Origin of the sequence: Streptomyces sp. NPDC059534, assembly GCF_042743475.1 — a bacterium.
In the GTDB taxonomy this organism is placed as follows: domain Bacteria; phylum Actinomycetota; class Actinomycetes; order Streptomycetales; family Streptomycetaceae; genus Streptomyces.
On record NZ_JBHWAQ010000011.1, the window covers coordinates 116711 to 130895 of the forward strand.

The following is a 14185-nucleotide window of genomic DNA, read 5'->3' on the forward strand; positions in this document are numbered from 1 at the left end:
CGGGATCTCGGGTGGAGGGCCGCCGCCCTGTGGCCTCCGTCACAGATGTCACAGGACACGAGGGCAGACCCACCCAGAGTACCGGCCAGGCCAAGATCACTTTTCGAATACTCTCGGTGGCGACCTGCTGTCCGATATTCATAAAGTGGGGCAATGCGCACCGAGGACGTCCTGGCCGCGATCGCGACCGGCCTGTGGCGCTGGGACAACGCGTCCGGGATCGTCTCGCTCGACGCCGAGGCCGCCCGGCTGCTCGGGCTGCCCGCCGAGCCGGTGCGACTCGGCGAGGCGGCCGTACGGTCCCGTTTTCATCCGGTCGACTGGAACGAGATCGACGGGGTGGTCAACCTCGCCGTCGCCGAGGGCACCCTCGCCGAGGCCCGGCTGCGGATCATGGACGAGCGCGGACGGGTGATCCGCACCGTACGGAGCAGGTCGAAGCCGCTCATCGAGGGCGACGACTACCAGCTCGTCGGCACCCTCCAGGAGGTCGCCGAGCAGCTGCCGGGCACGGCCGCCCGTACGCCCATCACCGGCGACTGGCGCCGCTCCCGCGAGGCGTTCCTGCTCGACGCGGGGCGGGCGCTCGCCGAGGCGCGGTCGACGGCGGAGGTGCTGCGGGTGGCCGCCTCGCTGTCGATGCCCGGTTTCTCGCCGGACGGGCTCGCGGTCTTCGGGGTGGCGGGCGACCGGCTGACGGTCATCGGCCACCACGGGCACAGCGAGGGCGACGAGGGGCCGTTCACGTCGATGTCGCTCGGCACGGACTATCCGGCGGCGGAGGTGGCCCGGACCGGGCGGGCGATCTATCTGCCGACGCCGGACGAGTACCTGCGCCGCTTCCCGATGACGTGGCCGCTGGCGCAGCGCTTCGGACGCCGTTCCTGGGCGTTCGTGCCGCTGGTGGTCGCCGGGCGCACGATGGGCGCGTGGATGGCGGCGTTCAAGCATCCGGTCGCGTTCACGCCCGACGAGCGGTCGGTGCTGACGACGGTGGCGCGGATGCTGGCGCAGGCCCTCGCACGCGCGGGCGTGGCCGAGTCGGAGCGCGAGCTGTCGCTCGGTCTGCAGCGGACGATGATGCCGGTCCTCGGGCCGGGCATCCCCGGCATCCGGGTGGCCGCCCGGTACGTGCCGACCGGCGGCGGGCTGCAGGTCGGCGGCGACTGGTACGACATGATCCGGCTGCCCGGCGGCACCTCCCGCGCGGGCGGGCGCGGCGCGGGGCGCATCGCCCTCGTCATCGGCGACGTGCAGGGGCACGACGTGCGGGCGGCGGGCCTGATGGGGCAGCTGCGGATCGCGCTGCGCGCCTACGCCTCGGAGGGGCACCGGCCGGACGCGGTCCTCTCGCGCGCCTCGCGCTTCCTGTACGGGATCACGGACGGGGACGACGGGCAGGAGAACGGCGGCCCGCGGTTCGCGACCTGTCTCTATCTGGAGGTCGACCTGGAGTCGGGGACGGTGGACATCGCGCGGGCGGGGCATCCGGACCCGGCGGTACGGATGAACGACGGAACGGTTCTGCTGAGGCCCACGGCCGGCGGGCTGCCCCTCGGCATCGACCCCGACACCGACTACCCCACCACCCGGCTCACCCTGGATCCCGGCGAGACCCTCATGATCTGCACCGACGGTCTCCTGGAGACCGGCGGCCACGACCTGGACACCGGCTGGGAGCGGGTCAGGGCGCTGCTGGAGTCCCACGACGGCGAGGACCTGGAACACCTCGCCGACACCCTCGTGGAAGCCGTCCACGGCCCCGGCTCGCACCACACGACGGGCCCGCTCGCCGACCGCCGCGAGGACGACATCGCCGTCCTGCTGCTCTCCCGCCGGCCCGCGGGCCCGGTGGTGGAGGCCCCGCGCCGCACCCTGATGACGATCGCGCAGGCCGAGCCGGAGCGGATCGCCGAGGCGCGTCAGCAGCTGCGGCAGCTGCTGCACGACTGGGCGGACGAGGACCAGCTCGACTCGGCGGTCCTGATGGTCTCCGAGATGGTCACCAACGTCCTCGTCCACACCGACGGCGACGCCCTGGTGGTCGCCGAGATCGCCTGCGCCGAGAAGTCCCGTCGGCTGCGGGTCGAGGTCTCGGACACCAGCGACGAGCTGCCGCACAAGCGCCACCCGGGCGAGATGGCGTCGAGCGGCCGCGGGCTGGTGCTCATGGAGATGCTGGCGCACGCGTGGGGCGTCGATCCGCGGGGCGAGGGCAAGGCGATCTGGTTCGAGCTGAACGAACCGCCGTCGGACAACGGCTGCTGCGGCTAGCCCGGCCGGATCGGCAGCGCTCCCCTGGCCAGTCCGGATCGCCAGGACACCCCCGCCCCGGCCTGATCGGCAGGACACCCGCACCCCGGTTCCCGGCGGGCGGCGGGGGTGCCCGCGGCGCAGACTGGACTGGTACGGCCGCCGGGGGGACCACGGAGTGCGCCATGGACATCCACAAGGTCGGCAGTGACACCACCGTGCTCGCCGACAGCCTCGAAGCGCCGGGCATCGGGCACCTGCCCGCGAACGCGTACGTGCTCACCGCCGCCGAGCCGGTCGTCGTCGACACCGGGCTCTCGGTGGAGGACCGGGACTTCGTCGCGGCGCTCGGCCAGGTGATGGACCCGGCCGACGTGCGCTGGATCTGGCTCACCCACCCCGACCGCGACCACACGGGCGGGATCTTCGATCTGCTCGACGCGGCGCCGCGGGCGCGCGTGGTGACGACGTTCATCGGCTTCGGCATCATGACGACCGAGCGGCCGCTGCCCATGGACCGGGTGTACTTCCTCAACCCGGGCCAGTCCCTGGACGTCGGCGACCGTACGCTGCACGCCTTCCGGCCGCCGCTCTACGACAACCCGGCCACCGTCGGCTTCTACGACGACCGGACCCGGATGTGCTTCAGCTCCGACTGCTTCGGCGGCCCGATGCCGAGCGTCGAGATCGCCGAGAGCGGGCACGCGAGCGACCTCAAGCCGGAGGAGCTGCGGCAGGCCCAGCTGCTGTGGGCGACGATCGACAGCCCGTGGGTGCATCTGGTGGACCCCGCCAAGTACCGGGCGACGATCGAGCCGCTGCGGGCGATGAACCCGGAGATCGTGCTGTGCACGCATCTGCCGCCGGCCGTGCGGATGACACACCGGATGCTGGAGACGATCGCGTCCGCGCCGGACTCCGACCCGTTCGTGGGCCCCGACCAGGCGGCCCTGGAGCAGCTCCTGGCCTCCTTCGAGCCGGGCGGTCTGACCCCGGCCTGATCAGCCGGCTTCCGGCTCCGCCGCGGGCTCCGGCGGGGCCCCGTACCGGCGGCGCAGTTCGCCGAGGATGCCCGTGGCCGCGGCCGTCAGCGGGACGGCCAGCAGCATGCCCAGGATGCCCGCGACGGACGCCCCGGCCGTGATCGCGAGCATCACCGCGGCCGGATGCATCTGCACGGTCCGGCTCTGCACCAGCGGCTGGAGCAGGTAGCCCTCGATCATCTGGACGGCCAGGACGACGCCGAGCACCCACAGCGCGATGGCGAAGCCCCGGTCGGCGAGGGCGACGAGGACGGCGATCGCGCCGGAGAGGAAGGCGCCGAGGTACGGGATGTAGGCGGTCACGAAGACGAGCGCGGCGAGTCCCACCGCGCCGGGCACGTCGAGGACGACGAGCCCGACGCCGATGAGGACGGCGTCGACGAGGGCGACGAACGTCGTCCCGCGCATGAAGCCCTCGACGGCCTCGAAGGCGCGGCGGGCCATGGCCTCGACGAGGTCGCCGGTGACGCGGGGGACGAGGGAGCGCAGGGTGCCGACGGCCCGGTCGGAGTCCCGCAGGAAGAAGAAGATCAGGACCAGGGCGAGGGCGGCGGTGGCGATCATCCCGCCGACCACGCTGAGGCCGGTGAGCACGCCGGACGCGGCTGTTCCGCCGAACTCCTTCAGGAGGCCCTCGGCGTTCTTGGCGAGGTCGTCGAGGGAGGTCCCGGCCGGGCCGAGGTGTTCGGCGATGTCGGTGGCGGCCTGCCGGAGCGAGGCGATGATCTGGTCGCCGGTCTCGATGAGCGCGGCGACGACGATGTACGTGGCTCCGCCGACGACCGCGAGGACGGCGACGACGGTGAGCGCGGCGGCGAACGACTTCCGGACCTTGAGCCGGACCAGGTGCCGGTAGAGGGGGCCGAGGAGGGCGGTGCCGAGGATGGCGAGCAGGACGGGCGTGACGACCGTCTCGAAGACGACGCACAGCCAGATCCCGACGGCGGCGACCCCGGCGGCGAGCAGCAGGACGACGCACCAGGCGGCGGCCCGTCGGACGGGTTCGGGAAGGAGCGCGGGCGACGTCTGCACCCGACCACCGGACCACGCCCGTCGGCGTGTCGTCGCGCGCTGACGGCCGTTCGGGTGACACCCCGTCAGCACCCGGCCCCGGGCGGGCGGCACGCGCGCGGGGAATACGCGTACGGGGCGGGGCGCGCGGCCCCGCCCCGTACGGTCCGTCGGTCCTACTCGCCCATCCCGTGGACCGCCGGGATGGTGCCGAGGCGGCCCGCCTGGAAGTCCTCGAACGCCTGGCGCAGTTCGGCCTGGGTGTTCATGACGAACGGGCCGTAGTGGGCCATGGGTTCGCGGATCGGCTGCCCGCCGAGGAGGACGACCTCCAGGTCCGGGGTGTGGCCGTCCTGCTTCTCGTCGGCGCGGACGGTGAGCGCGCCGCCGTTGCCGAAGACGGCGGTCTGGCCCATGTGGACGGGCCGCCGCTCGGCGCCGACGGTGCCGCGGCCGGCGAGCACGTACGCGAGGCCGTTGAAGTCCTCGCGCCACGGCAGGCTGATCTCGGCGCCGGGGCGCAGGGTGGCGTGGATCATGGTGATCGGGGTGTGGGTGACGCCGGGGCCCTCGTGGCCGTCGAGCTCGCCCGCGATGACGCGGAGCAGCGCGCCGCCGTCGGGGGAGGTGAGCAGCTGGACCTGGCCGCCGCGGATGTCCTGGTAGCGGGGGGCCATCATCTTGTCGGCGGCGGGCAGGTTCACCCACAGCTGGAGGCCGTGGAAGAGGCCGCCGCTGACGACGAGGGCCTCCGGCGGGGCCTCGATGTGAAGGAGCCCCTGACCTGCGGTCATCCACTGGGTGTCGCCGTTGGTGATGGTTCCGCCGCCGCCGTTGGAGTCCTGGTGGTCGAAGATCCCGTCGATGATGTAGGTGACGGTCTCGAAGCCCCGGTGGGGGTGCCAGGGCGTGCCCTTGGGCTCGCCGGGGGCGTACTCCACCTCGCCCATCTGGTCCATCATGATGAACGGGTCGAGGTACTGGTAGTTGATCCCCGCGAAGGCCCGGCGGACCGGGAAGCCCTCGCCCTCGAACCCCTGCGGGGCCGTGGTGACGGCGAGCACGGGGCGGGAGACGGCGTCGGCGGGGGCGACGACGCGCGGCAGGGTGAGCGGGTTCTCGACAGTCACAGCGGGCATGACCGGACCTCCTAGGTGCGACCTTGTACGACCACTTTAGTTGAACGATGAACTTTCTGCCACCCGGAACGCGGAACGCCCGGAAGGAATTCCCCCCGGGCGCTCCCCGACCTGCCGCCGGCCTCCGTCAGCCGTACATCCGGCGCATCGCGAAGTCGACCATCTGCTCCACGGCCTTCGCGTCGAAGACCATGCGGTGGTCGCCCTCCATGTCGAGGACGAAGCCGTAGCCGGTGGGCAGCAGGTCGATCACCTCGGCCCCGGTGATCACGAAGTACTTCGACTCCTTGCCCGCGTACCGCCGCAGCTCCTTCAGCGAGGTGAACATCGGGATCACCGGCTGCTGGGTGTTGTGCAGGGCCAGGAAGCCGGGGTTGTCGCCGCGCGGGCAGTAGACCTTGGACGTGGCGAAGATCTGCTGGAAGTCCTCCGGCGCGAGCGTGCCCGTCGTGAACGCCCGCACGGCGTCGGCGAGCGACGGCGGCGACGGCTCCGGGTAGAGCGGCGCCTGCTGCTGGGCGTACCCGGCGCCCGGCATGCCGCCCTGCGGCGCGTACTGCCCCTGCGGCGGCGGCGCGTACTGCTGCTGGGCACCCGGATTCTGCTCGTAGCCGTACATGGGGCCAGCCTATCGAGCGCACGGGAGGGGTCTCCAGGGAATGGGGGCGGGGGTGGCGGTCCGTCCGGGATCACGGGCGGACGGCGGTGGCCGCCCGTCGGCGATCCCGGACGTCCGATCGCCGACCGTAGCGGATCGATCACGCCTCCCACCTCGTCCGCGGCGGATCTTCACCCCCTCGGCGGCGGACCGCCCACGCCGTTCGACAGGCGGATCGACGGCCGGATCGACGGACGGATCGACGTCGCGGACGTCACAGATGGCCGGATAGGGGTTGCTTCTTATTACCGGTGGGTAGCATCATCGGAGAGAGCGTGTTGCTACTCGCTGGTACGTGTACGAGGAACCTGCCTCCCCGAGCCTTACGGAGCCGTCGCCATGGGGCACTACAAGTCGAATCTCCGCGACATCGAGTTCAACCTCTTCGAGGTGCTCGGCCGCGACAAGGTGTACGGCACCGGTCCGTTCGAGGAGATGGACGTCGAGACCGCCAAGAGCATCCTCGACGAGATCCGCCGCCTCGCCGAGAACGAGCTCGCGGAGTCCTTCACCGACGCCGACCGCAACCCGCCGGTCTTCGACCCCGAGACCAACACCGCCCCGGTCCCGGCCGCCTTCAAGAAGTCCTACAAGGCGTTCATGGACTCCGAGTACTGGCGCCTCGGCATCCCCGAGGGCATCGGCGGCACCGTCTCCCCGCGCTCCCTCGTCTGGGCCTACGCCGAACTGCTCCTCGGCTCGAACCCGGCCATCTGGATGTACTCCTCCGGCCCGGCCTTCGCCGGCGTCCTCTACAACGAGGGCAACGAGGCCCAGAAGAAGATCGCCCAGATCGCGGTCGAGAAGCGCTGGGGCTCCACCATGGTCCTCACCGAGCCCGACGCCGGCTCCGACGTCGGCGCCGGCCGCACCAAGGCCGTGCAGCAGGAGGACGGCTCCTGGCACATCGAGGGCGTCAAGCGCTTCATCACGTCCGGCGAGCACGACATGGAGGAGAACATCCTCCACTACGTCCTCGCCCGCCCCGAGGGCGCCGGCCCCGGCACCAAGGGCCTCTCCCTCTTCCTCGTCCCGAAGTTCGAGTTCGACTGGGAGACCGGCGAGCTGGGCGAGCGCAACGGCGTCTACGCCACCAACGTCGAGCACAAGATGGGCCTCAAGGCTTCCAACACGTGCGAGATGACCTTCGGCGACCAGCACCCCGCCAAGGGCTGGCTCATCGGCGACAAGCACGAGGGCATCCGCCAGATGTTCCTCATCATCGAGTTCGCCCGCATGATGGTCGGCACGAAGGCGATCTCCACCCTCTCCACGGGCTACCTCAACGCCCTGGAGTACGCCAAGGAGCGCGTCCAGGGCACCGACCTGGCCAACTTCATGGACAAGGCCGCGCCCAAGGTCACCATCACGCACCACCCCGACGTCCGCCGCTCGCTGATGACGCAGAAGGCGTACGCCGAGGGCATGCGCTCCCTCGTCCTCTACACGGCCTCCGTGCAGGACGAGATCGCGATCAAGGAAGCGGCCGGCGAGGACACCAAGGCCCTGCACGGCCTGAACGACCTCCTGCTCCCGATCGTCAAGGGCTACGGCTCCGAGAAGGGCTACGAGCAGCTCGCGCAGTCGCTCCAGACCTTCGGCGGCTCCGGCTTCCTGCAGGAGTACCCGATCGAGCAGTACATCCGCGACGCCAAGATCGACACCCTCTACGAGGGCACCACCGCCATCCAGGGCCAGGACTTCTTCTTCCGGAAGATCGTCCGCGACCAGGGCGCCTCCCTGAACGCGCTGTCCGAGGAGATCAAGAAGTTCCTCGCGGTCGGCACCGGCGGCGACGACCTGGCCGGCGCCCGCGACGCGCTCGCCAAGGCCGCCGTCGACCTGGAGGGCATCGTCGGAACGATGATCACCGACCTCACCGCCACCGGCGAGGACGTGAAGAACATCTACAAGGTGGGCCTCAACACCACCCGCCTGCTGCTCGCCTCCGGCGACGTCGTCGTCGGCTACCTGCTCCTCAAGGGCGCGGCCGTCGCCGCCGAGAAGCTGGCCGCCGGCGCCACCGGCAAGGACGTCCCCTTCTACCAGGGCAAGATCGCGGCCGCGAAGTTCTTCGCCTCCAACATCCTGCCCGGCGTCTCCGCCGAGCGCGCTCTCGCCGAGGCCGTCGACAACTCGGTGATGGACCTGGACGAGGCCGCGTTCTAGACGACGCCCCACGTCCTTCCGGTACGGCCCGTCCCCGGGGAGGGGGGCGGGCCGTACCACTTTCCCGGCTTCCCGCCCGGGGAAGCGAACGGCACCGCCGACGGACCGGGCCGAACCGTTCCTTTTCCGGGGTCCCGTATTCGTATTCCGGGCCGTGCGTAAGGTGAACCCATGAGCAGCGCAGCTTCCCGTCCCACCGCCGGCCCCTTCGACCGCGGCCACACCGACGACCTCATGTCCTTCCTGACAGCGTCGCCGACGCCGTACCACGCGGTCGCGACCGCCGCCGAGCGGCTGGAGAAGGCCGGCTTCCGGCGCGTCGAGGAGACCGCGGCCTGGGACGGGACGACGGGCGGGAAGTACGTCATCCGCGGCGGCGCGATCATCGCCTGGTTCGTGCCGGAGAGCGCCGCCCCGCACACCCCGTACCGCATCGTCGGCGCGCACACCGACTCGCCGAACCTGCGCGTCAAGCCGCAGCCCGACATGGGCTCCCAGGGATGGCGCCAGGTCGCCGTCGAGATCTACGGCGGCCCGCTGCTCAACAGCTGGCTCGACCGCGACCTCGGCCTCGCCGGCCGGCTCACCCTCCGCGACGGCTCCCAGAAGCTGGTGAACATCGACCGGCCCCTGCTGCGGGTGCCGCAGCTCGCCGTCCACCTGGACCGCGGCGTCAACGACGGCATGAAGCTGGAGCGCCAGCGCCACATGCAGCCGATCTGGGGCCTCGGCACGGTCCACGAGGGCGACCTGATCGCCTTCGTCGCCGAGGAGGCCGGCGTCGACGCCGAGGACGTGACCGGCTGGGACCTCATGGTCAGCGCCATCGAGGCCCCCTCCTACCTGGGCCGCGACCGCGAACTCGTCGCCGGGCCCCGCATGGACAACCTGATCTCGGTGCACGCGGCCGTCGCCGCCCTCACCGCCGTGGCGGGCCGCGAGGACCTCCCGTACATCCCCGTCCTCGCCGCCTTCGACCACGAGGAGAACGGCTCCGAGGCCGACACCGGCGCCCAGGGCCCCCTCCTCGGCAACGTCCTGGAGCGCTCCGTCTACGCCCGCGGCGGCGCCTACGAGGACCGCGCCCGCGCCCTCGCCGGCTCGATCTGCCTCTCCTCCGACGTCGGCCACGCCGTCCACCCCAACTACGCGGAGCGCCACGACCCGACGCACCACCCGCGCCCCAACGGCGGCCCGATCCTCAAGGTCAACGTCAACCAGCGCTACGCCACCGACGGCGCCGGCCGCGCCGTGTTCGCCGCCGCCTGCGAGAAGGCCGGCGTGCCGTGGCAGTCCTTCGTCTCCAACAACGACATGCCGTGCGGCACCACGATCGGCCCGATCACCGCAGCCCGCCACGGCATCAGCACCTTCGACATCGGCGTCGCCTGCCTGTCGATGCACAGCGCCCGCGAGCTCTGCGGCGCCGACGACCCGTACCTCCTCGCGAACGCCCTGGTCGCCTTCCTGGAGGGCTGAGCACCACCACCCCGCCCGCGAAACATCGGCGAAAGCCCTCCCCTGGCAGCCTCGCTCCCATGCATCGCCACCAGGGGCCGCCCCCGCGGAAGTTCGTCCTGTTCGCCACCGCCGCCGTGCTGTTCGGCGCGGCGGTGGCCTGGGGGCTGGTCGACCGCTACGCCGAACGGCCCCCGTGGGGCACCGACATCGCGTACGAGGGCGGCTATGTGCAGGCCGCCCGCATCCGCGGGTACGACGTGGACGGCACACGGACGAAGGCGCTGCTCGCCGGTGAGTGCGCGCTCATGGAGCGGCAGGGGATGGGCGGGGCGCGGGCCGTCCACGACCCGGCGGCATGGGTCGCCGGGTGCCTGGACGGCGCCGCGGGACGCCCGTCCAGGAACCAGGGGATGGTCCGCTAGGCGTCCATGCCCGCGAGGATCAGCGGCAGCCGGGTGACGCCCTCCGCCGTGACCTTCACCGGGACGCCCCAGTCCTGCTGGTGGACGTGGCAGGCCGGGTATTCGTTGGCCGGGTCGTCGTCGCAGGACGCCGCCATCGCGGAGACGTGCAGCACGCCCTCCGTGAGCTCCGGGTTCAGATCGAGCTCACGGAAGAGGTCCGTGCCCGTGCCCTCGCCCGCGAGGAGCAGTTCCGGCGGCGTCGAGGAGACCAGCAGCCGGGTCGAGGGGCCGTAGCGGTCGTCGAGCTTCTGGCCCGTGGGGGCCTGGAAGACGACGTCCAGCCGGAGACGGCCCGGGGCGACCTCGGTGGCCTCGCGGCGGGTGCGGTGGGCGACCGCGGCCACCTGGACGGCCTCCTCGGGCAGCCGCAGCCGGGTCAGCCGGTGCCGGGCCGACTCGACGACCACGATGTCGCCGTCGACGAGCACCGCGTCGCTCGGCTCCCGCAGGTCGGTGGCGAGCGTGGTGACCTCGCCGGTGGCGGGGTCGTAGCGGCGCAGGGCGTGGTTGTACGTGTCGCTGACGGCGACCGAGCCGTCGGGCAGCGCGGTCACGCCCAGCGGGTGCTGGAGCAGCGCCTGGCCGGCCGCGCCGTCACGGTGGCCGAAGTCGAAGAGGCCGGTGCCGACCGCGGTGTGCACGACACCCTCCGTGTCGATCCAGCGCACGGCGCTCGTCTCGGAGTCGGCGATCCACAGCCGGTCCTCGGCGGCGGCGAGCCCCGAGGGCTGCGCGAACCACGCCTCGGCCGCGGGCCCGTCGACGAGCCCCTCGTTGGTGGTGCCGGCCGCGACCTCCACCGTCCGGGTCTCCGGGTCGTAGGTCCACAGCTGGTGGACGCCCGCCATGGCGATCCACACCTTCCCCTGCCACCAGGCCACGTCCCACGGCGACGACAGGTCGACCTCCAGCGCCGGGCCCGACGTGGGGGATCCCTGCCACCACTGCTTCCCGGTACCGGCGACGAGCTCGATCCCGCCGGTCTCCGGGTCGAGGACCCGCAGCGCGTGGTTCACGGTGTCGGCGACGACGACCTTCCCGTCGGGGAGCGTCGCGAGGCCCTGCGGCTCCCGGAACACCCCCTCGCCGATCCGCCGTACGACCGTCTCCCCGTCCGCCGCCAGCTCGACCAGCTGGTGCCGGGTCGTGTCCGAGACGAGGAGGTTCCCGTTGCCGAGGACGACGGCCTTGCCGGGGAAGCGCAGGTCGGTCGCCACCGGCTCCGGCGCCACGTACGGCCCGTCGCCGCGCCGCAGCGTCCCCTTCGCCTCGTGCTCCGCCTCCAGCTCCTCCACCAGGGTGCGGATCGCGTTCGCGTGGCCCTCACCCGCGTGCTGGGCGACGACGTACCCCTCCGGGTCGATCACCACCAGCGTCGGCCACGCCCGCACCGCGTACTGCTTCCACGTCGCCAGCTCCGGGTCGTCCAGGACCGGGTGGTGCACCTCGTACCGCTCGACCGCGTCCACCACCGCCTGGTGCTCCGCCTCGTGGACGAACTTCGGCGAGTGCACCCCCACGATCACCAGCGTGTCCCGATGCTTCTCCTCCAGGTCCCGCAGCTCGTCGAGCACGTGCAGGCAGTTCACACAGCAGAATGTCCAGAAATCGAGCAGAACGATCTTTCCTCGCAGGTCGGCGAGGGTCAGGTCGTCTCCACCCGTGTTCAGCCAGCCGCCCTTGCCGATGAGCTCGGGGGCGCGGACACGGGCACGGCGGGGCGCGGGGGTGGGCGCGGAGTCGTTCATGGTTCAAGAGTGCCGTACGGGTGGACTGTGGGGGCCGGGAGGGGCGGGGGCGCGTGTCCGGCGGCGGGGTGGCGAGCTCGCCCGCTACTTCGGGTGAGCGGCCGGGTGAGAAGCGGCCTTCACGGGGCAGGCATAGCGGCGTGAAATATCTCGTACGGGACAAGATCTTCGCGATCGGCGACGACTACTGGATCGAGGACGAGCGGGGCCGTCACGCCTTCCTCGTCGACGGCAAGGCCATGCGGCTGCGCGACACCCTGGAGCTGAAGGACCCCGACGGGCAGGTCCTCGTCACCCTGCGGCAGAAGATGTTCAGCCTGCGGGACGCGATGACGATCGAGCGGGACGACCGGCCCCTCGCGACCATCCGCCGCAAACGGCTCTCGCTGCTGCGCAACCACTACCGGGTGACGCTGGTCGAGGGCACCGAACTGGACGTCAGCGGCCGTGTCCTGGACCGGGAGTTCACCGTCGAGTACGACGGCGAACTCCTGGCCCACATCTCCCGGCAGTGGTTCCACGTCCGTGAGACGTACGCGGTGAACGTGGTCCGCGAGGACGCGGACGCCGCGCTGCTCGTCGCGGTCGCGGTGTGCGTGATCCGGATGGCGGAGCGGGAGGACTAGCCGGCGGCGCTCCCACTCCACCGGACTCGGCGGGCCCTGACCGGGTTCGGCCGGGCTCGGTCGGGCTCAGCCGGACGTGGCGGCGGCCTTCGACAGCGCCTGGTCCAGGTCGGCCCACAGGTCCTCGACGTGTTCGATGCCGATCGAGACGCGGACCGTGCCGGGGCCGATGCCGGCCGCCGCGAGGGCCGCCGCGTCGAGCTGGTGGTGGGAGGTGGAGGCCGGGTGCATGACCAGGGTCTTCACGTCGCCCAGGGAGACGCTGAGGGAGGCGAGCCGGACCGCCTCGACGAAGGTGCGGCCCGCGTCCCGGCCGCCGGCCAGGTCGACGGAGATCACGCCGCCTGCCCCGTCGGGCAGCAGGCGCGCGGCGATCTCCCGGTCCGGGTGGCTCGCGAGGGCGGGGTGGCGGGCGGCGGCGACCGCCGGGTGCGCGGCGAACCGGGCGGCGAGCTCGGCGGCGCTCGCGCACTGCCGTTCCATGCGCAGGGACAGCGTCTGCATGCCGCGCAGGGTGAGCCAGGCGGCGAACGGATCGGTGGAGGCGCCCTGTTCGACGGCGTGGTGGCGGACGCGGCCGTACAGCTCCGGGTCCTTGAAGACGGCGACGCCGCCGAGGACGTCGGCGTGCCCGGCCAGGTACTTGGTGGCGGAGTGGACGACGATGTCGGCGCCGTGTTCGAGGGGCCGGAAGAGCAGCGGGGAGGCGAAGGTGTTGTCGACGGCGACCGGTACCCCGGCCTCGGCGGCGACGGCGGCGAGCGCGGGGACGTCGGAGACGCGGGTGGTGGGGTTGGCGATGGTCTCCAGGTAGAGGAGGCGCGTCTCGGGCCGCAGGGCCGCCCGGACCTCCTCCGGGTCGGTGCCGGTGACGTAGGTGACGTCGACGCCCCAGCGGGCGGCGAGGTCGGTGAGGACCGCGTACGTGCCGCCGTACAGGCAGGTCTGGGCGATGACGTGGCCGCCGCTGGCGAGCAGGGTGTGGAGGACGGCGTTGATCGCGCCCATCCCGGAGGCGAACGAGACGCCGGCGGTGCCTCCTTCGAGGCGGGCGACGGCGTTCTCCAACGTGCGCACGGTGGGATTGCCGTGACGGTTGTAGAGGAAGGCGGTGGTGGAGGTGAAGGCGGTGGCCAGGTCGTCCGCCGAGTCGAAGGCGAACACGTGCCCCTGGTGGAGGGGGACGCCGAGCGGCCTGCTGCCCGTGACCTCGACGTGCGGCGGGTGGACGGCGAGCGTCTCGGGGCGCGGTGACATGGGGGCGGCGGAGGACGGGGTGGCGGCGTGATCCCGGTCTGCGTGGCTCATGGGCACAGTCTGTGGACCGGGCGTTTGCGTTCCCAGGTCCAATCCCCGCAGATTGGTTCGGCGGACGAGGACCCGGGCGTCACCGTGTCCGTACGCGGCGCCGGTCGCGGCGGGCGGCGGCGGCTCGACGTCACGGTGTCGGGCCGGGCGGGCGGGGCGGACCTCGCCCTGGCGCTGGTGTTCGCGGGGGTGGACCGGGCGGCCCTCACCCGCGGGGGCGCGGTGCGCGCGGGCCTCTCCCGGCTGACCGGGTTCCGGGCGGAGTCGCAGTCCTGAGCGTCGCGGCGGAGGGGGCCGGCGGCCGG

General features: G+C 72.3%; 12 protein-coding genes. 7 read left to right on the plus strand and 5 right to left on the minus strand.

What is annotated here, in order from left to right; all coding sequences use genetic code 11:
• Positions 1–153: 153 nt before the first annotated feature.
• Complete coding sequence (locus ACFVZH_RS16070; RefSeq protein WP_384897613.1) at positions 154–2274, plus strand: SpoIIE family protein phosphatase; 2121 nt, start codon at positions 154–156, stop codon at positions 2272–2274.
• 164 nt (positions 2275–2438) lie between these two features.
• Positions 2439–3254, plus strand: coding sequence for an MBL fold metallo-hydrolase (locus ACFVZH_RS16075; RefSeq protein ID WP_384897615.1), 816 nt, complete (start codon positions 2439–2441; stop codon positions 3252–3254).
• Here ACFVZH_RS16075 and ACFVZH_RS16080 read toward each other — a convergent pair whose 3' ends face one another.
• The 3 genes from ACFVZH_RS16080 to ACFVZH_RS16090 all read right to left on the minus strand — a co-directional run bounded on the left by ACFVZH_RS16080 (position 3255) and on the right by ACFVZH_RS16090 (position 6065).
• Positions 3255–4328, minus strand: coding sequence for an AI-2E family transporter (locus ACFVZH_RS16080; protein ID WP_384897617.1), 1074 nt, complete (start codon positions 4326–4328; stop codon positions 3255–3257).
• A gap of 155 nt (positions 4329–4483) precedes the next feature.
• On the minus strand, positions 4484–5446 hold the full coding sequence (locus ACFVZH_RS16085) for a pirin family protein (RefSeq protein WP_384897619.1): 963 nt from the start codon (positions 5444–5446) through the stop codon (positions 4484–4486).
• Between the two features lie 127 nt (positions 5447–5573).
• A complete protein-coding gene (locus ACFVZH_RS16090) occupies positions 5574–6065 on the minus strand; it encodes an SseB family protein (protein ID WP_384897621.1) in 492 nt (163 codons plus the stop codon).
• 378 nt (positions 6066–6443) lie between these two features.
• On the opposite strand from ACFVZH_RS16090, the gene ACFVZH_RS16095 reads away from it, so the two are divergent.
• The 3 genes from ACFVZH_RS16095 to ACFVZH_RS16105 all read left to right on the plus strand — a co-directional run bounded on the left by ACFVZH_RS16095 (position 6444) and on the right by ACFVZH_RS16105 (position 10156).
• Positions 6444–8273 carry an acyl-CoA dehydrogenase gene (locus tag ACFVZH_RS16095; protein WP_384897623.1) on the plus strand — a complete coding sequence of 610 codons (1830 nt, stop codon included), beginning with the start codon at positions 6444–6446 and terminating at the stop codon, positions 8271–8273.
• 171 nt (positions 8274–8444) lie between these two features.
• A complete protein-coding gene (locus tag ACFVZH_RS16100) occupies positions 8445–9752 on the plus strand; it encodes a M18 family aminopeptidase (RefSeq protein WP_384897625.1) in 1308 nt (435 codons plus the stop codon).
• Between the two features lie 59 nt (positions 9753–9811).
• A complete protein-coding gene (locus ACFVZH_RS16105; RefSeq protein WP_384897627.1) occupies positions 9812–10156 on the plus strand; it encodes a hypothetical protein in 345 nt (114 codons plus the stop codon).
• On the opposite strand, the gene ACFVZH_RS16110 is transcribed toward ACFVZH_RS16105, so the two are convergent.
• Positions 10153–11946: an NHL domain-containing thioredoxin family protein gene (locus ACFVZH_RS16110; protein WP_384897629.1), complete on the minus strand. Its 1794-nt coding sequence runs from the start codon at positions 11944–11946 to the stop codon at positions 10153–10155. The genes ACFVZH_RS16105 and ACFVZH_RS16110 overlap by 4 nt on opposite strands.
• Before the next feature lie 140 nt (positions 11947–12086).
• On the opposite strand from ACFVZH_RS16110, the gene ACFVZH_RS16115 reads away from it, so the two are divergent.
• Entirely contained in the window at positions 12087–12572 is a 486-nt protein-coding gene (locus tag ACFVZH_RS16115) for an LURP-one-related/scramblase family protein (RefSeq protein WP_384897631.1), read from the plus strand.
• Positions 12573–12638: 66 nt separating this feature from the next.
• On the opposite strand, the gene ACFVZH_RS16120 is transcribed toward ACFVZH_RS16115, so the two are convergent.
• Positions 12639–13880: a trans-sulfuration enzyme family protein gene (locus ACFVZH_RS16120; RefSeq protein WP_384897633.1), complete on the minus strand. Its 1242-nt coding sequence runs from the start codon at positions 13878–13880 to the stop codon at positions 12639–12641.
• 24 nt (positions 13881–13904) lie between these two features.
• Here ACFVZH_RS16120 and ACFVZH_RS16125 point away from each other — a divergent pair, with 24 nt between their 5' ends.
• Positions 13905–14156, plus strand: coding sequence for a hypothetical protein (locus ACFVZH_RS16125; RefSeq protein ID WP_384897635.1), 252 nt, complete (start codon positions 13905–13907; stop codon positions 14154–14156).
• Positions 14157–14185: the final 29 nt, after the last annotated feature.

Bases quoted from the DNA above. Each gene is read 5' to 3' on its own strand.
- ACFVZH_RS16085 (WP_384897619.1), bottom strand. From the start codon at position 5,446: ATGCCCGCTGTGACTGTCGAGAACCCGCTCACCCTGCCGCGCGTCGTC.
- ACFVZH_RS16090 (WP_384897621.1), bottom strand. From the start codon at position 6,065: ATGTACGGCTACGAGCAGAATCCGGGTGCCCAGCAGCAGTACGCGCCG.
- ACFVZH_RS16095 (WP_384897623.1), top strand. From the start codon at position 6,444: ATGGGGCACTACAAGTCGAATCTCCGCGACATCGAGTTCAACCTCTTC.
- ACFVZH_RS16105 (WP_384897627.1), top strand. From the start codon at position 9,812: ATGCATCGCCACCAGGGGCCGCCCCCGCGGAAGTTCGTCCTGTTCGCC.
- ACFVZH_RS16070 (WP_384897613.1), top strand. From the start codon at position 154: ATGCGCACCGAGGACGTCCTGGCCGCGATCGCGACCGGCCTGTGGCGC.
- ACFVZH_RS16110 (WP_384897629.1), bottom strand. From the start codon at position 11,946: ATGAACGACTCCGCGCCCACCCCCGCGCCCCGCCGTGCCCGTGTCCGC.
- ACFVZH_RS16100 (WP_384897625.1), top strand. From the start codon at position 8,445: ATGAGCAGCGCAGCTTCCCGTCCCACCGCCGGCCCCTTCGACCGCGGC.
- ACFVZH_RS16120 (WP_384897633.1), bottom strand. From the start codon at position 13,880: ATGAGCCACGCAGACCGGGATCACGCCGCCACCCCGTCCTCCGCCGCC.
- ACFVZH_RS16075 (WP_384897615.1), top strand. From the start codon at position 2,439: ATGGACATCCACAAGGTCGGCAGTGACACCACCGTGCTCGCCGACAGC.